This is a genomic window from Spirosoma endbachense, from assembly GCF_010233585.1.
GTDB lineage: Bacteria > Bacteroidota > Bacteroidia > Cytophagales > Spirosomataceae > Spirosoma > Spirosoma endbachense.
In genome coordinates this window covers 8,767,919-8,787,408 of sequence record NZ_CP045997.1, presented here as the reverse complement: position 1 = coordinate 8,787,408, position 19,490 = coordinate 8,767,919, and the positions used below count along the sequence as shown (strand labels likewise).

Annotated in this window: 11 protein-coding genes; 8 read left to right on the top strand and 3 right to left on the bottom strand. The window is 50.2% G+C overall.

Features of this window, described 5'->3' with window-relative positions; all coding sequences use genetic code 11:
- Positions 1-4 precede the first annotated feature (4 nt).
- From GJR95_RS35500 to GJR95_RS35465, 8 genes are all read left to right on the top strand, one after another.
- The gene (locus GJR95_RS35500; RefSeq protein WP_162390367.1) at positions 5-2,044 is read left to right on the top strand and encodes an aceric acid hydrolase; all 2,040 of its coding nucleotides are present in this window, start codon (positions 5-7) and stop codon (positions 2,042-2,044) included.
- 92 nt (positions 2,045-2,136) lie between these two features.
- Positions 2,137-3,693, top strand: a complete 1,557-nt coding sequence (locus GJR95_RS35495) for an MGH1-like glycoside hydrolase domain-containing protein (RefSeq protein ID WP_162390366.1) — start codon at positions 2,137-2,139, stop codon at positions 3,691-3,693.
- A gap of 63 nt (positions 3,694-3,756) precedes the next feature.
- Complete coding sequence (locus tag GJR95_RS35490; RefSeq protein ID WP_162390365.1) at positions 3,757-5,346, top strand: sodium:solute symporter; 1,590 nt, start codon at positions 3,757-3,759, stop codon at positions 5,344-5,346.
- Positions 5,343-6,287, top strand: a complete 945-nt coding sequence (locus tag GJR95_RS35485) for a dihydrodipicolinate synthase family protein (RefSeq protein ID WP_162390364.1) — start codon at positions 5,343-5,345, stop codon at positions 6,285-6,287. Before GJR95_RS35490 ends, GJR95_RS35485 begins: the two co-directional genes overlap by 4 nt.
- A 154-nt stretch (positions 6,288-6,441) precedes the next feature.
- Complete coding sequence (locus tag GJR95_RS35480) at positions 6,442-9,231, top strand: glycoside hydrolase family 2 TIM barrel-domain containing protein (protein ID WP_162390363.1); 2,790 nt, start codon at positions 6,442-6,444, stop codon at positions 9,229-9,231.
- Between the two features lie 177 nt (positions 9,232-9,408).
- Complete coding sequence (locus GJR95_RS35475) at positions 9,409-11,919, top strand: L-rhamnose mutarotase (RefSeq protein WP_162390362.1); 2,511 nt, start codon at positions 9,409-9,411, stop codon at positions 11,917-11,919.
- Between the two features lie 40 nt (positions 11,920-11,959).
- On the top strand, positions 11,960-14,797 hold the full coding sequence (locus GJR95_RS35470) for a glycoside hydrolase family 95 protein (RefSeq protein ID WP_162390361.1): 2,838 nt from the start codon (positions 11,960-11,962) through the stop codon (positions 14,795-14,797).
- Between the two features lie 389 nt (positions 14,798-15,186).
- Complete coding sequence (locus tag GJR95_RS35465) at positions 15,187-15,603, top strand: DoxX family protein (protein ID WP_162390360.1); 417 nt, start codon at positions 15,187-15,189, stop codon at positions 15,601-15,603.
- Positions 15,604-15,802: 199 nt separating this feature from the next.
- Here the strand turns inward: GJR95_RS35465 and GJR95_RS35460 are convergent, their stop codons facing one another.
- Genes GJR95_RS35460 through GJR95_RS35450 form a run of 3 tightly spaced genes read right to left on the bottom strand, consistent with a single transcriptional unit; the run spans position 15,803 to position 19,421 of the window.
- Positions 15,803-17,380, bottom strand: coding sequence for a glycoside hydrolase family 28 protein (locus GJR95_RS35460; protein WP_162390359.1), 1,578 nt, complete (start codon positions 17,378-17,380; stop codon positions 15,803-15,805).
- A gap of 45 nt (positions 17,381-17,425) precedes the next feature.
- A complete protein-coding gene (locus GJR95_RS35455) occupies positions 17,426-18,391 on the bottom strand; it encodes a glycoside hydrolase family 43 protein (RefSeq protein WP_162390358.1) in 966 nt (321 codons plus the stop codon).
- 13 nt (positions 18,392-18,404) lie between these two features.
- Positions 18,405-19,421 (bottom strand): zinc-binding alcohol dehydrogenase family protein, encoded by a 1,017-nt coding sequence (locus tag GJR95_RS35450; protein ID WP_162390357.1) that lies wholly within the window; start codon positions 19,419-19,421, stop codon positions 18,405-18,407.
- Positions 19,422-19,490: the final 69 nt, after the last annotated feature.

Below are 19,490 nucleotides of genomic sequence, written 5' to 3'. Positions count from 1 at the left end.
CCCAATGAACCTGAAAAGAAAATTTCTGATAAACGCATTCGTGGGGCTGACCGCACTGACCGTCAGCCTGACCGTCTGTGCTCAACCCAAGGGATTGGTGAATACATCGCAGAGTAAGTTTGCCCGGTTGCAGGGGGTAAACATGAGCGATGTGACCTGGACAACGGGCTTCTGGGCGGATCGTTTTAAGGTGTGTCGCGACTCGATGGTGCCGCATCTGTGGCAAACCTATACCGACCCGAACCTTAGCCATTCGTTCGAGAACTTTAAAGTAGCGGCTGGCCTTAGCGCGGGCAACTTTAAAGGACCGTCGTTTCACGATGGCGATTTTTATAAAACACTGGAATCGCTGGCGGGCATGTATGCCCTGACCCGAGACAAAAAACTCGATGCGATGATGGACGAGGCCATTGCCGTTATCGGTAAGGCACAAACGCCCGATGGCTACATTTATACCAAAGCCATTATCCAGCAAAAGAAAACGGGTGAGAAAAAGATGTTCGATGATAAGCTCAGTTTCGAAGCCTATAATTTCGGCCATCTGATGACAGCCGCCTGTGTTCACTACCGGGCAACGGGAAAGACGTCATTGCTGGATATCGCAAAGAAGGCAACGAATTTCCTGATTGGCTTTTACAACAATGCAAGCCCCGAGCAGGCTCGGAACGCGATTTGTCCGTCACACTACATGGGCGTTATTGAAATGTATCGCACCACCCGCGATCCCGCTTATCTGGCGCTGGCTCAAAAGCTGATCGATATTCGCGGACTTTCGGAAGGTACTGACGATAATTCCGACCGGGTGCCATTCCGTAAAATGACAAAAGTGATCGGTCACGCAGTACGGGCGAATTACCTGTTTGCGGGCGCTGCCGATGTGTTTGCCGAAACAGGTGATAGTACGCTGCTGTCTACACTCGATCTGATGTGGGACGATGTGGTCAATCACAAAATGTACGTGACGGGCGGATGCGGTGCTTTGTACGATGGCGTTTCGCCGGAAGGCACTTCGTATAAACCCGATACCGTGCAGAAAATTCACCAGGCTTATGGGAAAGCGTATCAGTTGCCGAACCACTCGGCCCATAATGAAACCTGCGCCAACATTGGTAATCTGCTCTGGAATTACCGGATGCTACAAATTACCGGCAATGCCAAATATGCTGATGTGATGGAATTGGCGCTCTACAACAGCATTTTGTCGGGCATAAGCCTGGATGGGAACAAGTTCTTTTATACCAACCCACTAAGTGCATCAGACGATTATCCGTACCATATGCGCTGGATGGGAGGGCGGCAGAAATACATCCGATTGTCGAACTGTTGTCCGCCCAACACCGTGCGTACCCTTGCCGAAGTGAGCAACTATGCCTACAGCGTGTCGGACAAGGGGCTATGGCTGAATATATTCGGTGCTAACCAGTTGACAACTACCCTTGAAGATGGCTCACCCATTCGGTTGACGCAGGAAACGGCTTACCCCTGGGATGGAGCCATCAAACTCAGTCTGGAGCAAGTACCCGCTAAATCGTTTTCGCTGTTTGTCCGGATACCGGGCTGGTGTCAGGGCGCAACAATAAAAATAAATGGTTCTCCGGCATCGACAATGATCAAATCGGGCGACTATGCTGAGCTAAACCGGAGCTGGAAGGCGGGCGATAAGGTAGAAATCAACCTGCCGATGCCGGTAAAACTGATTGAAGCGAATCCGCTGGTCGAGGAGACCCGCAATCAGGTGGCGGTTAAACGGGGCCCGGTTGTGTATTGCCTGGAATCGGTTGACAATCAGAATAAAAAGATAACCGGACTCGCTTTGTCGACCAGAAATAAGTTGAAGCCAACCCGCATCGTTATCGAAAATAGTGAGGTGATGGCACTGGAAGGCGAAGCCCAGCAGGTCGAAAATGGAGCCTGGTCGAACCAGCTTTACCGCGAAGTATCGGACAAAACACCGGCTTCAACGAACGTCCGGCTGATTCCATATTATGCCTGGAGCAACCGGGGCCGTTCCGAAATGTCGGTCTGGATTCCGTTGATTCGGTAGCAGATTGTGTGGGTTAATTCCCAATTTAGCATTAATCACCTTCCCGAAACGACCGCCAATGGCTTGTTGCTTTCGGGAAACAACAGCCATCAATGAAGTCAATTCAGCATTACATAGTCATCCTGACCCTATGCCTCCTGCAAACAACCCTTTGCCGGGCACAGTCGGCCAATGTGCTGTCTACAGATAATCTCAGGCAATACGTCAGCCTGTTTAACACCATCGATCAGGAAGAGGCCGTAAAAAACTACGTGCCAAATGACCAGTCATTTGAGTGGCTTGCCAAAAATATTCCACTTTTCGACTGTCCCGATTCGGCCTTGCGGGAGATCTACTACTACCGCTGGTGGGCCTTTCGGAAGCATCTGAAAGAAACGCCGGAGGGGTATATCTTCACGGAGTTTATTACGAAAATGAACCATGCTGGTAAATACAACGCCATCAGCAGTGCATTGGGTCATCATATTTACGAAGGTCGCTGGCTACACAATCCGCAGTATATCGACGATTACATTTCGTTCTGGCTCTATGTCGATCCGAAACATACGGTCCAGCGATTTCATGCGTTCAGCAGCTGGGTAGACGATGCGGTCTATAACCGCTACCTCGTCAATCTGGACAAGCCTTTTATCCAGAAAAACCTGCTGGCTTTAGACGCTGACTACCGCAAATGGCAGCAGGAAAAACAGCTATCGGAAGGTCTGTTCTGGCAATTTGACGTACGCGATGCGATGGAAGAATCAATCAGCGGATCGCGGAAAGAGAAAAACCGCCGACCTACCATTAACAGCTACATGTACGGCAATGCCAAAGCGTTAGCGGAAATGGCTGCGTTGGTTAAGAACGATACGCTTCAACGGCGGTATCAACGGCAGGCTGCTGAACTGAAAAAGCTGACACTCGACAGTTTGTGGAACAAGGACGACCTTTTTTTTGAAGTAAAGCATGAAAATGGCAGCTTTGCCAAAGCCCGCGAAGCCATTGGATTTATTCCCTGGTATTTTAACCTGCCCGACGACAAAGCGGAGTATGCCCGTCAATGGGATCAACTGACCGATACAACGGGTTTCGATGCTCCCTGGGGCATCACGACGGCCGAACGAAGGCACCCGCTTTTCCGAACACATGGGTCTGGGCATGGGTGCGAGTGGGATGGACCTGTCTGGCCGTTTGCCACCACGCAAACCCTGAAAGGACTGGCCAACCTGCTCACGGATTACAGAAACCAGGGCCGAATGACAAATTCCGTTTTTTACGATGAGTTGCAGAAATACACCCGGTCGCATACCATGAACGGCCATTTGTATCTGGGCGAATATCAGGACGAAAAAACGGGTGAATGGCTCAAAGGCGATAACCCAAGGAGTAAATTTTACAATCATTCGGGCTTTGCCGATTTAATTATCAGTGACCTGATCGGTTTGAAACCACGCGCCGACAATGCGCTGGAAATCCATCCGCTAATTCCTGAGGGTAAATGGGATTGGTTTTGCCTCGACAATGTTCTGTATCACGGAAAAATTCTAACCATCCTGTTCGATAAAACCGGAACCCATTACGGAAAAGGCAAAGGCTTCATAGTCTTTTCTGATGGGAAACCAGTACTAAAGAGAGAAAAGCCAGCGCCAGTAACGATTCGAAAGTTCTAGAGAACGCCCGTGCGTTTGCCATTCGACCCCGTGTTCTGATTGGAATGGTAAAAAAATAAACCCATGAAAAACCTGCCCTTATTTGATCTTGCCATTATTGCCGCTTACCTCGTAGCGATGGTTTTAGTTGGGCTTTATTTCGCCCGCAAAAACCACAGTGCCGCTCAATTCACGAAAGCATCGGGCCTGATTCCGGGTTGGGCGACGGGTCTGTCCATCTACGCTACGTTCCTGAGCAGCAATACGTTTCTTGGCGTTCCGGGCAAAGCATTTGGTGGCAACTGGAATTCATTTGTCTTTAGTTTATCGATGCCATTGGCCGCTTACATGGCCGCCCGCTTTTTTGTGCCGTTCTACCGTCGTACCGGCGAAATTTCGGCCTATACGCACCTCGAGCATCGATTTGGCCCCTGGGCCAGAACCTACGCCGTTGTTTGTTTTCTGCTCACCCAACTGGCCCGGATGGGGTCGATTTTTCTGGGAATTGCTCTGAGTTTACAGGCCCTGACGGGTTATTCGATGCAAATGATCATGATCGTGATGGGCGTTTGCATTATCTTCTACACCGTTTTGGGCGGCATGGAAGCCGTTATCTGGACGGAGGTTGTGCAGGCGGTCATTAAAACCTTTGGCGCACTCCTGATCCTTTACCTGATTGTTGAGGAAATGCCGGGAGGAGTGTCCGAGATCGTAACCATCGGCAAAGCCAACGACAAATTCAGCCTGGGTAGTTATTCCCTCGATTTTACCCAGTCGACGTTCTGGGTCGTGTTGCTCTATGGCTTCTTCATCAACCTGAATAATTTTGGTATGGATCAGAATTATATCCAGCGTTATCATACAACGGCTTCCGAGAAAGAAGCATCGAAGTCGCTGTGGCTCTGCGTGTGGTTGTATGTACCGGCCTCGTTGCTGTTTTTTGTGATTGGCTCCTGTCTGTTTGCCTACTACCAGCTGCACCCCGAATTTATTGAAGCCATTAAGCAAAAAGTGGCGCTGGATCGTTTGCCCGCAACGGCGTCGGCGGCCGAAGTTTCCCGATTGATAGCGACCTTACAACCCGCTGATTATGGCGATAAAGTGATGCCTCATTTTATGGTGACCAAAGTGCCGCCGGGCCTGATGGGACTGATCGTGTCAGCAATTCTGTCGGCAGCCATGAGTACGATCAGTTCGGGAATGAACGCATCGGCCACCGTATTTACCGAAGATATTTACAAACGATACGTCAATGCTCACGTATCGGATCGGAAACTGCTCACCCTGTTGCACCTGACAACGGTAGTGGTTGGTTTACTGGGCCTGGGAACAGGGCTGGCCATGATCGGTGTCAAAAGCATTCTGGACGCCTGGTGGACCTTATCCGGCATTTTTGCGGCTGGCATGCTTGGCCTCTTTTTGCTGGGTCTGATCAGCCGACAGACCAAAAGCCACGAAGCCCTGACGGCCACCGCTATTGGCGTTCTGGTCATTCTCTGGATGACCTTTTCGAGTAATCTCCCCGATGAATACAGCTACCTCCGCAATCCGCTTCACAGTAACATGATTATTGTGGTGGGTACGCTTACCATATTTCTGACGGGATTAGTATTGACAAAACGTAAAGGCCATCGGCCCGAATCAACCCGCAAAATTTCGTCTGTACCCCAATGACCAATACCATCGTGAAAACATCTTCGAAAGGCTTTATTCCTGTCATGCTTACGCCATTTACCGACAGTGGCGCTATTGATTTCGATACCCTTACCCGGCTGACAGAGTTTTATCTGGAAGCGGGCGCGGCTGGTCTCTTTGCCAATTGCCTGTCGAGCGAAATGTTTGAATTGACCGAAGCCGAGCGACTGGCGATCATTGCTCATGTAATAAAAACCACGAATGGCGCGGTGCCCGTTGTGGCTACGGGCACTTTCGGCGGACCTATTCAGCAACAGGCTGATTTTGTTAAGCGCGTAAACGATACGGGTACTGACGCCGTCATTCTGATCACGGGCCTGCTGGCCGATGAAACCGATTCCGACGATGTATTCAATGAGCGGGTTTATCAGCTATTAGATCAGACTGACAGCATTCCGGTTGGTTTTTATGAATGCCCTGTTCCCTACAAGCGCCTGCTTTCGCCCCGGCAGCTTCAGCAATTTGTGGCGACCGGACGTGTTATTTACCATAAGGATACCTGTCTGGACCTGCAACAGATCAAGGAAAAACTGCGACTGGCATCCGGCCCCGGTTTCGGGCTTTATGATGCCTACATGGTTCATGCTGTAGAGTCGCTGAAAGCCGGTTCGGCGGGCCTTTCCTGTATTCAGGGTAATTACTTTCCGGAACTCATCGTCTGGATCTGCCAAAACTACGATAATGCCGATCAACAGGAGGAAGTCGCTATGGTTCAGCAGTTTCTGATCGATCATATGGATGTCATGCACAATGTCTATCCGATTGTCTCAAAATACTTTTTGCAGCTCCGGGGATTCGATATTTCGACCTTTACCCGGCGGAATGTGGGCACGTTTACGCCGGATATAGCCCAGCAGGTCGACGGCTTATTTGCGGCCTATACGCGTTTGCAGGAGCAACTGGCGTTGCGAGTTGCCTAGGGTTGGGTCATGCATTCGTAAGCTGTTGGCGGTTGTCTCCGGCCGAGGCTGAATAGTGCAGAACCGTTCGCCAAACTCCCTGCCACGGTTAACTACACAAAAGAGCCGTGGTACGACGTTTGGCGAACGGCCTGAGTTCCAGAATTTGAATACAATGACGTATAGATTTTTAACTGCATTCCTGTTGTTGGTTTTACCTGGGCTACCCGTAGTAGCGCAGCAAACCGAAAAGCGCTATCTGTCGGGTACGGGAAATGACAACACTGTGAACTGGCAGTTTTACTGTACCGCAGGCCAGAATTCGGGCAAATGGACGACCATTCCGGTACCCTCGAACTGGGAATTACAGGGTTTTGGGAAGTACAATTATGGCTTTGCCAAAGATAGTGCCCGCGGGAAAGAGCAGGGTTTATACAAGCACGAATTTCAGGTTCCGGCGTCGTGGAAAGGTAAACGAATAAACCTTGTCTTTGAAGGGGCCATGACCGATACAGACGTCAAAATAAACGGCAAGTCGGCGGGCCAAACGCATCAGGGCTCGTACTATGCCTTCAAATACGATGTTTCAGCTTTGCTCAACTATGGTTCGGGTAATTTGCTGGAAGCTACCGTATCGAAACATTCAGCGAATGCGTCCGTAAATGAAGCCGAGCGTAAAGGCGATTTCTGGATTTTTGGCGGCATTTTTCGCCCTGTTTATCTCGAAATTCTCCCCGCCGACCATATTGCCCACGTCGCAATAGATGCGAAAGCAAACGGTACGTTTTCGGCTCAGGTTCAGCTTAACACGGAGGGCAAAGCAACTGACGTTTTAGCGCAGATTTATACCCTGTCCGGTCAAAAAGTTGGAACGCCATTTACGGCAAAAACTGGGAACGAAAACCAGTCCGTTACATTGGCGAAAACGATTCAGAACCCGTTGCTCTGGACGTCGGAAACACCCAATCGATACAAGGTAGAGTTCAGGCTATTGCAGGCAGGGAAACCCGTTCATGTACTAAGCCGGTATTTCGGTTTCCGAACCGTTGAGGTGAAGCAACGGGATGGCATCTACGTCAATGGCACGAAGATTAAACTCAAGGGCGTCAATCGTCATTCGTTCTGGCCGGCATCGGGTCGGGCGCTCAGCAAAAAGCTGAGTGTGCTCGATGTGAATCTGATGAAAGACATGAACATGAATGCGGTTCGGATGTCGCACTATCCACCCGATGATCATTTTCTGGACGTCTGCGATTCGCTGGGACTGTATGTATTCGATGAGCTGGCAGGCTGGCACGGCCACTACGACACGCCAACGGGCACTAAACTGCTTAAGGAACTCATCACGCACGACGTCAATCACCCGTCGGTTATTTTCTGGATCAACGGCAACGAGGGTGGTCATAACTACGACCTCGACCCGCTGTTTGCCAAAGAAGACATTCAGAAACGGCATGTGATTCATGCCTGGGAAGATTTTGGCGGTTTCGATACGCAGCATTACCGGGAGTACAACTACGGCATCGGCAACTACAATCACGGCCATTCGATGACGCTGCCAACTGAATTCCTGCATGGTCTTTACGACGGCGGGCATGGTGCCGGTCTGGAAGATTATTGGGAAGCTATGTGGCATGATCCGCTGGCGGCTGGTGGCTTCCTGTGGGATTTCTCAGACGAAGGTGTGGTCCGTACGGATCGAAACGGCGCTATCGATACCGATGGCAATCGCGGAGCCGATGGTATTGTAGGGCCATACCGCGAAAAAGAAGGGAGCTTTTTTACCGTCAAGGAAGTATGGTCGCCGATTAAGCTGGAGCGTCGCGAAATTACGCCAACCTTCGACGGGAATTTTCCGATTGAGAACCGTTATTATTTTACCAACACCACCCAATGCTCTTTTACAGGAAAACTGACCCGTGTTAACGGTCCCTATACCCTAGCAAAGCCGCTCGAAAAGACATTCACCGTGTCGGCACCGAATCTGAAACCGTCCGAGAAAGGGGCCTTGAAAGCAATCTTCCCCGCCGACTGGAAAGACTACGATTTTCTGTACATAACCGCCATCGATCCGCATAAACGGGAGCTGTTTACGTGGAGTTTTCCGATTTCGTTACCGAACAAAATTGCGTCGTCGCTCATCAAAACAGAGGGCGCCAATGAGGTAGTTTTAACCGAAGCCGATTCGCTCTATACCATAACAGCGAACAACATTCATCTGTCATTCAGCAAACAAACTGGTATCTTAAAACAGGTCGCGAACAGCGCTGGAACAATTCCGTTTACGAATGGCCCCATTTTACAGGAGGGTGTCAATAATTTCAAAAACGTCACACATCGTAATGACGGTAAGGCTGTCATCCTCGAATCGACCTTCGACCGGAAAACGAGCTATAATACATTGCAATGGACTATTTACCCGTCAGGCTGGGTCAAAATGCGGGTTCGCTATTTCCCCGACGGTTATTTTACCATGATGGATGGCGTTAATTTCTCGTTTCCGGAAGCGAGCATAAAGGGTGTGAAATGGATGGGAAAAGGCCCGTATCGGGTCTGGAAAAATCGGATGAAAGGGGGCGCGTTGGGGGTTTGGAACAAAGCCTATAACAACACAGAAACGGGCGAGGCTCCCTTTGTTTATCCCGAATTCAAGGGATACCACGCCAATATGTACTGGTGCCGGTTTGAGGTAACGGGTAATCCATTTACCGTTGTAACCGAAAATGAGGACGTTTTCTTTCGCCTGTTCACCCCCGCCTGGAAAACCGATCAGTGGCACAATTACGAACCGATTTTTCCATCCGGCGACATTTCCTTCATGCAGGGAATCAGTAGTATTGGCACCAAAACGCAGCGCAACGAAACGACTGGCCCAATGGGCATGAAAAACATTTTTTACGACTATGAAAAAGAACCAGCTCGTGCCAAAGAGCTGACGTTGTTTTTTGATTTTTCGGGGCGGTGAAACTGTTTTTGAAATTTCTCTTTTGACAGTATGACAAAAATGTGCTCAACCGCCACTTGTTAATGCAAACCGGATTTTCGCCTGGAGATGTGCCACCGCACGGCGGACCGCGGTTTCTATTTGTGGGCAGCAACCGTGGCACATCTCCAGGCGAAAATCCTGGCAAATAATCTCTGCATGAATCGAGCCTTAACTACGTTTTTACTCTCCTGCCTGTCTCCGCTCATTTTCGCACAACAGACCGAAATCTGGGTTGCACCGGGTGGGTCGGATGCGAACGCCGGAACGAAAGAAAAACCGTTGGCCAGTTTGCCGATGGCGCTTCGCAAGGTTCGTGAACTACGTCGGCTTGCCGATCCGGGTATTGCGGATGGGGCACACATCTATTTGAAAAACGGTCTGTACGCGTTGGCCGAGCCAGTTTTTATTCGTCCGGAAGATTCTGGCACAGCCGCTAGTCCAACGATCATAGAAGCGGCTCCGAATGAAAGCCCCATTTTAAGCGGTGGAATACCAATTACAAACTGGCAAAAGGGTAAGGGCAACGTGACTGGTTTGCCAAAAGAAGCTGTCGGAAAGGTATGGGTAGCCGATGCGCCGAGAGTTGGAGGGCGATTGGTCGAATTCCGGCAGCTCTGGGTAAACGGAGAGAAAGCAACTCGGGCAAAAGACACGCCTTACCCATTGATGAACCGCATCTTATCGTGGAACAAACAGGAACAAACCTGCTGGATTCCGGCTCCTAAATTTGGTGATTTGTCGAAAGCCGATGGCCTTGAGATGCTCATTCATCAATGGTGGGCAGTTGCCAGTTTGCGCGTCAAACGAATTGAGGTACAGGAAGATAGCGCTAAGTTAAGTTTTCATCAGCCCGAAAGTCGCATTCAATCCGAGCACCCCTGGCCCGCCCCCTGGATGTCGAAAGAAACCGGGAATTCGGCATTTTACCTTAGCAATGCGATCCAGTTTCTGGATCAGGCGGGGGAGTGGTTTTTAGATACCAAAGCCGAAAAGATCTACTATATTCCTGATCCTACCGACAACCTGGCTACTGCCCAGGTCATGGTGCCTGTACTCGAAACGCTGGTGCGTATCGCAGGAACGGTCGATAGTCCGGTGTCAAATGTAATTTTTAAGGGTATCGCATTTCAGCATACGGGCTGGCTCAGGCCCTCGCAGCAGGGGCACGTTCCGCACCAGGCAGGGTTGTATATGCTGGACGCCTACAAACTGAAAATTCCGGGTACACCCGACAAAAAGTCGTTGGAAAACCAAGCATGGGTGGGCCGTCCGGCAGCGGCTGTGGAGGTGTCATTTGCCAACCATACCAGTTTCGACAATTGCCGGTTTGAGCATCTGGCGGCAACCGGGCTGGATTACAACAAAGGCGTACAGGACAATGCCATTCGCGGGAATCTCTTCAAAGACATTGGTGGTACCGGCATTATGGCAGGTGTTTTTGCGGACGAAGCGACGGAGATCCATCGCCCTTATAACCCCACCGATGAGCGGGAAGTGTGTAGCAATATGCTCATTAGCAACAACCTGATTACCAATGTAACGAATGAAGATTGGGGTTGCGTCGGCATTGGGGCGGGCTATGTTCGGGGAATCACCATCAAACATAACGAAATCAGTGATGTCGCCTACAGTGGTATCAGCATGGGGTGGGGGTGGACTAAAACCATTAATGCCATGCGGAATAATAAAGTGGTAGCGAACAGGATTCATCACTTCGCCAAACACATGTACGATGCCGCGGCCATTTATACGTTGTCGGCACAACCGGGTTCAACCATTACCGAAAACTACATTGACAGTGTCTACAAAGCGCCGTATGCCCATCTGCCTGCTCACTGGTTTTACCTGTATACCGACGAAGGTTCGTCTTATTTTACGATAAAAGAAAACTGGACACCCTCGGAAAAATACCTGCAAAACGCCAATGGCCCGAACAATGTCTGGGAGCACAATGGTCCGCAGGTCGCCGATAGCTTAAAGACAAAAGCTGGCATTCAGCCGCCCTATCAGTATTTGATCAAGGACAGGGTTAAGCCAGATTCGAAGTGGGGTATCAATAAAGAAAATCCGGTCATCGTCGAGTTGGTTGCGAACCCCGACAAGCCAATTGATAAACAACGGCTCCGGGAAGTGCTGATTCGGGCTAAAGTAAATCCCAATGCGCTGTATCAGTGGGAGAACCACTACGTTATTTTCGATAAAGTGCAGGACGTTTTCGTATTGAGTGAACGGCTGAAGTCGGCCTTCCCAACCACGAAGGTTAAGACCTATTATGATCTATTTTACGAATTCAACCGCAAACGATGCGATGGTGGCCAGAAAACGGGCGAGTTGGAGCATACAATTTTAACCACTAATCTGGTCGCTGACCCTGTCCTTCAGAACGATTACCTGGCCTATCATGCAAACCAGTTTGAGCAATGGCCCGAAGTTGCCAGAGGATTCTGCAATGCGCAGTTTCAACAAGTGTTGCTATACAGGAACGGGCGGCAATTGATGCTGGTGATCAGTCTTCCCAAAGGCGAACGTTTAGACAAACTCAACCCGAAAACCACCGAAAATAACCCCCGCGTCGAGGAGTGGAACGCCCGGATGAAAAAGTATCAGGAAGGGATTTCGGGTACAAAGCCGGGCGAGGTATGGGTTGAATTGAAAGCGATTCGATAGTTGTCCCGATGCCGCAGAGATGCCAAACCACGAACAAACCATGGTACGAGTAAGCACCTTATTATTAATGACTATCCTGGCCGCTCAGGCTCAGCCTCCAGTTCGTCAGCCGCTTACGCTCTGGTACCGGCAACCTGCCCGTCAGTGGGTGGAAGCACTTCCTATTGGCAATGGGCGACTGGGTGGTATGGTATTTGGCGGTGTTGAAACGGACCATATTCAGTTCAATGAAGAAACGCTCTGGACGGGCGGTCCGCGTGAGTATCAGCGGGAAGGAGCGGCTCAATACCTGCCCCAGATTCGTCAGCTACTTGTCGATGGCAAACAGGCTGAAGCGGAAAAAGTGGCCCAGGAGCATTTTATGGGCAAACAAAGCAACGAAGAAGGATACGAACAGAAGAAAACGGCATGGTTGGCAAGCGTCCGTAATCTGACCAGTGCCCGTGCGAACCCGGCAGCTACTGCGTTTGATGATCGTGCCTGGAAAACAATGACCGTTCCAACAGCTGATGGTTGGGAAAAGGCCGGATTGGAAGGGCTGGACGGTGCCCTTTGGTTCCGGACCTCATTTGACTTACCACAGGCCTGGGTAGGGAAAGATGTGGTATTGGATATGGGGCGTATTCGTGATCAGGATTTTACCTATCTCAATGGAGAGCTGGTCGGCTCCGACGAAGGCATCGCCAAGAACCGACGTTACAAAATTCCGGCGGCTAAGCTGCACGCTGGTAAAAATCAACTAGCGATTCAGGTCATTAATCTGTTCGATAAAGGAGGCTTTATTGGCGTCAAAACCAGCCAGCCGACATTTGTTGTTTATCCGGAAGGGCAACAACCGGCTGAGGGTGTTCCGCTGGCAAAACCGTTTAAATACTGGGTTCAGGATGAGACTCCCCCGGCTTCGCCCCGTTACCAGGCCGATTATCAGCCATTTGGTGATTTGTGGCTACAGTTTAAAAACACGGCACCAGCCACAGATTATCATCGGGAACTGGACCTAATGACCGCGATTTCCCGCGTTACGTACGCTGCCAATGGCGTGAATTTTACCCGTGAATACCTGGTGAATGCACCTGATCAGGTTATGGCTGTTCATCTGACGGCCAGCCAGCCGGGTAAAATCGGCTTCGAGGCTACACTGAATAGTCCACATCGGGGAGCGTCCGTTCGGAAAATTGATGACCAGACCATTGCGTTGGCGGTTCAGGTACGAGATGGTGCGTTAAAAGGCGAAAGCTTACTTCATATCCAAACGAAGAAGGGAAAAATAGCCGTGGTTGGCAATAAACTGACTGTGTCGGGCGCTGACGAAGCAACTCTGTACCTAACGGCGGGGACTAATTTTAAAAACTACAATGACGTTTCGGGCGATCCCGCCACCCTGAGCCAGCGACCGTTGGAGGCCATCCGTACCAAAGGCTTCGATGCGATCAAAGCGGCTCATAGCCGGGAGTATCAGACGTACTTCAATACCCTGACACTCGATTTGGGCCACTCGGCCAACGAACAGCTTCCAACCGACGAACGGCTTCAGCGTTTCGAGAAATCACCGGACCCGGCACTGGCTGCGCTTTATCTCCAATATGGTCGGTATTTGCTGATTTCGAGTTCGCGACCCGGTACACGTCCGGGCAATTTGCAGGGTATCTGGAACGATCTGCTTACTCCGCCCTGGGGTAGTAAATACACCACGAACATCAACCTGGAGATGAACTACTGGCCCGCCGAAATGCTGAATCTATCGGCCTGTCATGAACCGATGTTTGCTGCCATCGAAGAGCTGGCCGAAGCCGGGCGAAAAACGGCTAAAGCGCACTACAACGCCCGTGGTTGGGTGCTGCACCACAATACCGATCTCTGGCGCGGTACGGCTCCCATCAACGCATCGAATCACGGTATCTGGGTGAGTGGTGGAGCCTGGGTGTCGCACCATCTCTGGGAACATTATCGCTACACACAGGACCGAATTTTTCTGCATGATCGTGCCTATCCGATCATGAAAGAAGCCGCTCGTTTTTTCGTGGATTTTCTTGTTAAAGATCCCAAAACCGGCTGGCTCATCAGTACCCCTTCCAACTCGCCGGAGCATGGTGGTTTAGTCGCGGGGCCGACGATGGATCACCAGCTAATCCGCGATCTGGTTAAAAACTGCATTGCGGCTAGTGAAATCCTCGGTACCGATGCTGCGTTCCGCGACACACTTCAGACAATGTATCGCCAGATTGCCCCGAACCAGATTGGTAAACGTGGGCAATTGCAGGAGTGGTTACAGGACGTCGATGATCCTAAAGACACCCATCGACACGTTTCTCACCTCTGGGGTGTTCATCCCGGCACGGATATCACCTGGGATGAGACGCCCGATCTGATGAAAGCTGCCCGGCAGTCGCTTTTGGAGCGTGGCGATGAAGGGACGGGTTGGAGCCTGGCCTGGAAAATTAACTTCTGGGCACGTTTTCGTGATGGAAATCATTCGTACAACATGCTCAAGTTGCTGTTTCGTCCCGCCATTTCGCCGGAAGGAACAACGGGTGGAGGGTCTTACCCGAACCTCTTCGATGCGCACCCGCCCTTTCAGATCGATGGAAATTTTGGCGGTTCCAGCGGCATTGCTGAAATGCTGTTACAGAGTCAGGGGAAAACGATTGATCTGCTCCCGGCGCTTCCAACGGCACTCCCGACCGGATTTGTCAACGGTATCTGTGCACAGGGCGGTTTTGTATTGAACATCCGCTGGCAAAATGGGCGTCTGAGCGGGGTTGAGGTTACCTCCAAAGCTGGGCAACCCTGCGTACTTCGCTACGGTGATAAGGAAGCTCGCTTTACAACCGAAAAAGGGAAAACGTACCGATTGAATCAGGATTTGAACGTATTGTAACGTTTAATTTAGTTACGTCAATGTAGGCCGAAACCAATGCTTTAATGCGTATCTGGATCTGGCCAGATGCGGTTGGTTTATAGCTGTTAGGCCTGGCGGGTAACTGGGTTATTATCTGGCAAATTGCCCCATTGGAATGGCAAAATCCGGGTGGACGTTTACCTGACATCCGGGGCTGATCGGGTGACGAGAATAGCCGTAAATAGGGTCGTTTACTCCTGCAATTCTGGCGGTAAAATGGGTGGAAAATAATGTCGCAAATCACCCTTTTTTTGCCGGTTATACCCCCTGTCGAAGTCGGTTGTGGGTGGTAAATTTGTTCTGTTAATCAACGGAACAACATCTACAAAATGACACAACTCCATTCAGTAAACGCAACGCAAAAAACCATGAAAAAGACAAAAATCACGTACTGGGTATTGACAGGATTATTCGCTTTTGTTATGGCGGGCTCGGCCATTCCCAATATTATGGTCAATCCAATGTCGGTGCAGGGTTTTCATGAAATGGGTTATCCGACCTATATAATCCCGTTTCTGGGCTGGGCCAAACTTCTTGGTGTGGTGGCCATACTGGTTCCGGGCTTTCCGCGTATTAAAGAATGGGCGTATGCCGGACTCATTTTTGATTTGCTGGGTGCTACCTATTCCGTCGCGAATAGCGGTAAGACTCTCGGCGAATGGTCGCCTATTTTTATCTTTGTTGCGCTGGGTTTTGGTTCGTATTTTTTCTATCATAAACGGCTGAAAGAATCCGCTTTGCGAACCTCTGAAACCGTTCAGAACGACTTTCGAATAGCTGTGTAGGCTGAATCAAAAACGAAGATTAACGTCCCGGAAGGTCAACCCTTTCGGGACGTTTCGTTGGTAGCTAGTACTCTTTCAGTTTATATTTTATACATAATAGTCATGGATGTGCTTGATTATAAATCTATAAGGTTTTTGACACCGCATCGGCGGCCCGGCGCATCGGCGGCCCGGCTTATGGGTTTAAATTGGCCGGGCACTAGTTCGGGTCAATTTTCAGACTTTCGAGCTTGTCATCTTTCTGTACGGGCGTTTTAACGTGCCGAAAGTTGTTGCCACTCACCGTGATATTCTGGGTTTTCCCGCCGTTAAGTTTCAAAAATACATCGGTGCCCACTTTCGGAAAACAGTCGTAAATGAAGGCATCGTCTACGTCGTTTAACGCCACCACAGGCGTGTTGGCGTGCGGGGTGCGGCTTGTTACACCGTCGATTTCCAGATCATGCACGTTGTCAGCTTTGATAGACGGCCCACTCGCCGTATTGACTGTTACGTTATGAAACGCCACCTGCCGGGATTGATTGATCACAAATCCCGTTTTCGCCCGGAATTCCAGCCCGCTGAAGCTAATGTTTTCGATGGGCATTTCCTCCAGGCCGTTCAGAAAACCAGCCTGATTGGTTTCGGCGGTGATGTTGCTGAAATGAATATTCCGAAAGGCCGGTGTCCGCTCTGAAACGGGTTCAGGGTTTGTTTTTGCATACTGCATATCGAGCACAATAGCCTGTTCGCGGATGTTTTTCATGATGATGTTGTCCACCCGAATATCCTCAACGACGCCACCGCGGCCACGTGCGGTTTTGATGCGAATCCCGCGATCGGTACCGTCGAAAACACAGTTCGAAATCACTATTTTTTTAACACCCCCCGACATCTCACTACCAATCACTACGCCCCCGTGTCCGGCCAGCATGGTACAGTTCGTGATGGTGTAATTTTCTGCCGGTGCGTTCATTTTTCGACCCGCCCGATCCTTACCCGATTTGATGGTGATGCAATCGTCGCCCACGCTGATGTGACAGTTGGAAATATGCACGTATCGGCACGATTCGGGGTTAATGCCGTCGGTATTGGGCGAATGCGGGTTGTTGATGGTCACACCGGTCACGGTCACGTTTTCGCAGAACTCCGGATTGACCGTCCAAAAGGGCGAATTGCGAATCGTAATGCCTTCGATGAGCACGTTTTTGCAATGCATTGGCTGAATGAAGGGTGGCCGAAGAAACCCTTTTTCGACCCAGCCCGGCAAATCGGGACGCAGAATGTCTTTGTTCAGGCGATAAAATTCATCCTGCCATCTTGAACCGGGCGATGTCTTGACGGTAACTTCTGAATAACCCCACCATTTTTTGCCGTGTCCATCAATGATTCCTCGTCCCCGAATGGCAATATTTTCGGCTTTATAGGCATAAAACAAGGGCGAAAAATTCGTCACATCGGTTCCTTCCCAGCGTGAGGGAACCATCGGCAGGTAATCGTCGAAATTGTCGCTAAAATGCAGTTCGGCACCCGCGTCGATCAGGATGGTAATGTTGCTTTTGAGGTGAATGGGTCCCGTCAGATACTTGCCCGGTGGGAAATAGATCGTCCCTCCGCCTACTTTCACGGCCGCATCAATGGCCTTTTTGATGGATGCTGTCGCGATTTTGCTGCTATCGTTCTTCGCTCCATACTGCAGGACATTGAAATAGAGTGATTGTTGTCCTGATGCAGTGATCGTTCCAAAGGCAGTCAGACAAAATACAAGTAATAGCGAATAGATCGTAGTGGTTTTCATGCGGTTGCTTCGTTGAACTTTCGGAATGATGCATTCCGGCTGGGGTTACTGCAATCCGGCAAGTATTTCTTCCGAGACCGGAAAGGCGGTACCATGCCGAACACCCACCGGAAAATGAATTTTATCGGAAATGTCTTCCCAATGTTCCAGATCTTTCGATTGGATGGCACCGTATCGATGGTCCCGATAGCGATCGAAATAAACCATCCAGTTGCCGTTGATTTTCAGAACAGTGGGTCCTTCAGCCCAGAAATTGCCGGTAATCGATGCCGATGGCGCACTATAGGGTCCTTCTGCTTTATCGCTAAAGGCTAAATGCAGGTTCTTTTGGGGCGTAAACGGCTTGTCGGTTTCATCCTTCAGAAACAGTAGATAGCGTTTGCCATCTTTCAGGAGCGTAGCGTCAATAACGCTGAACCCATGATTATAGAATAGCCGGGCTTTGCTAAATGTCTTCAGGTCTTTACTGGCCACGTAATAAATGCGATGATTCCGGTTCGATTCTGTAGAACCCGGCTGGCGATCATTGTCTGTTTCTGGATACCGGCCAGGAATGCTGGTTGCCCAGAAAATGAAAAACTGACGACTGGCATCATCATAGAAGATTTCAGGAGCCCAGCAGTTTTTTGCGTTCGGCTCATGCGCCATCACAGGAAGGTTCTGTTGGTCCGACCAGTGAATCAAGTCTTTGGATGAAGCATAACCTATGCTTTTCTCCTTCCAGCTCACCGTCCACACCATATGGAATGTACCATCAGGCCCCTGGGTAATACACGGGTCGCGCATTAGTTTATCCTGTCCAACGGCGGGTTTTAGAAACGACTGATCGTTTCTAAGAGTCTTCCAGGTTAATCCGTCGGAACTGCTCGCGAAATGCAGCCCATCTTCGCCATTACCCTTGAAATAGGAAAATAAATAAGCAGTTTTCTTTTCTGGCTCTGGATTGGGCGGAACTGGTTTCATGCCCGTAAACAGGCAGATAATAGCGAATATGAGTAGCGTTTTTGACATGATTGAGGAGAAATCAGCCAAGTTCTACCATTGCTTTGATAACGCCGGTAGTTGGATTGAGCCAGGTTTCGAAACTGTCTTTAGCCTGACCAAAATCAACCCGATGCGTAATGTAGGTTGTGGGATTAACCAGTCCTTTTTGCATACAGGTAATGACGTGTTCGAAGTCGGCACGGGTTGCATTCCGACTGCTCATGAGCGTTGCTTCACGCTTGTGAAACTCCGGATGGCTAAAGGAGATATCGCCCTTCTGGAGGCCGACCAGCACATAACGTGCTCCATGTGCCATGAACCGAAAGGAATTATTGATCGCATGTCGGCTCCCGGTCGCGTCAATGACTACAGTCGGCATATCACCATCAGTAATGAGCTGAAGTTGTTCCATAATTGTTTCCGAACTGGCATTGACGGTATAGTTAATGTGAAGCCTATCGCGGCAAAAAGCGAGTCTGGATTCGTTAATATCCATGGCAATAACCCGGCCACCAGCAATTTGGGCAAATTCCATAATGCCCAGTCCGATGGGGCCTGCGCCGATCACCAGCACGAATTCGCCGGGTTCAATACCCGCTCGCCAAACGCCGTGAGCACCAATGGCCAGCGGCTCCACCAAAGCCAGCTCATCGAACGTCAGGCCCTGACCACGCACCAGTGAATAGGAGGGAACTGACAGGTATTCGGCCATGCCACCGTCGATATGAACACCACTGACCTGCATCTGCGTGCAGCAATTCGGTTTGCCAGATCGACAGGCGATGCACCGGCCACAGTGAAAATAAGGAATGATTGTAACCCGCTCGCCCGGCCGGAAACCCGGAGCATCGTCGGCCTCAATAAGTTCGCCCGCCAGCTCATGTCCCAAAATTCGTGGATACGCAAAAAACGGCTGTGTACCCTCGTAAGCGTGTAGATCCGTTCCGCAAATCCCGATTCGCCGGATATCAATGATGGCTCTTCCGGGAGCCGGTTTGGGTTTTACACCCTGTTGGTAGTCCAGTTGTCCGGGAGTGGTACAAACTAACGTTTTCATAGCGTGAGTAAAAGAGGGTAGCACTGCCAACAGGCAATGCTACCGATTAGAAAACAAACCAACCTATTA

Coding starts and splice junctions, on each gene's coding strand:
- GJR95_RS35470 (WP_162390361.1), top strand. CDS start 11,960: ATGGTACGAGTAAGCACCTTATTATTAATGACTATCCTGGCCGCTCAG.
- GJR95_RS35490 (WP_162390365.1), top strand. CDS start 3,757: ATGAAAAACCTGCCCTTATTTGATCTTGCCATTATTGCCGCTTACCTC.
- GJR95_RS35450 (WP_162390357.1), bottom strand. CDS start 19,421: ATGAAAACGTTAGTTTGTACCACTCCCGGACAACTGGACTACCAACAG.
- GJR95_RS35455 (WP_162390358.1), bottom strand. CDS start 18,391: ATGTCAAAAACGCTACTCATATTCGCTATTATCTGCCTGTTTACGGGC.
- GJR95_RS35465 (WP_162390360.1), top strand. CDS start 15,187: ATGAAAAAGACAAAAATCACGTACTGGGTATTGACAGGATTATTCGCT.
- GJR95_RS35475 (WP_162390362.1), top strand. CDS start 9,409: ATGAATCGAGCCTTAACTACGTTTTTACTCTCCTGCCTGTCTCCGCTC.
- GJR95_RS35460 (WP_162390359.1), bottom strand. CDS start 17,380: ATGAAAACCACTACGATCTATTCGCTATTACTTGTATTTTGTCTGACT.
- GJR95_RS35495 (WP_162390366.1), top strand. CDS start 2,137: ATGAAGTCAATTCAGCATTACATAGTCATCCTGACCCTATGCCTCCTG.
- GJR95_RS35500 (WP_162390367.1), top strand. CDS start 5: ATGAACCTGAAAAGAAAATTTCTGATAAACGCATTCGTGGGGCTGACC.
- GJR95_RS35480 (WP_162390363.1), top strand. CDS start 6,442: ATGACGTATAGATTTTTAACTGCATTCCTGTTGTTGGTTTTACCTGGG.
- GJR95_RS35485 (WP_162390364.1), top strand. CDS start 5,343: ATGACCAATACCATCGTGAAAACATCTTCGAAAGGCTTTATTCCTGTC.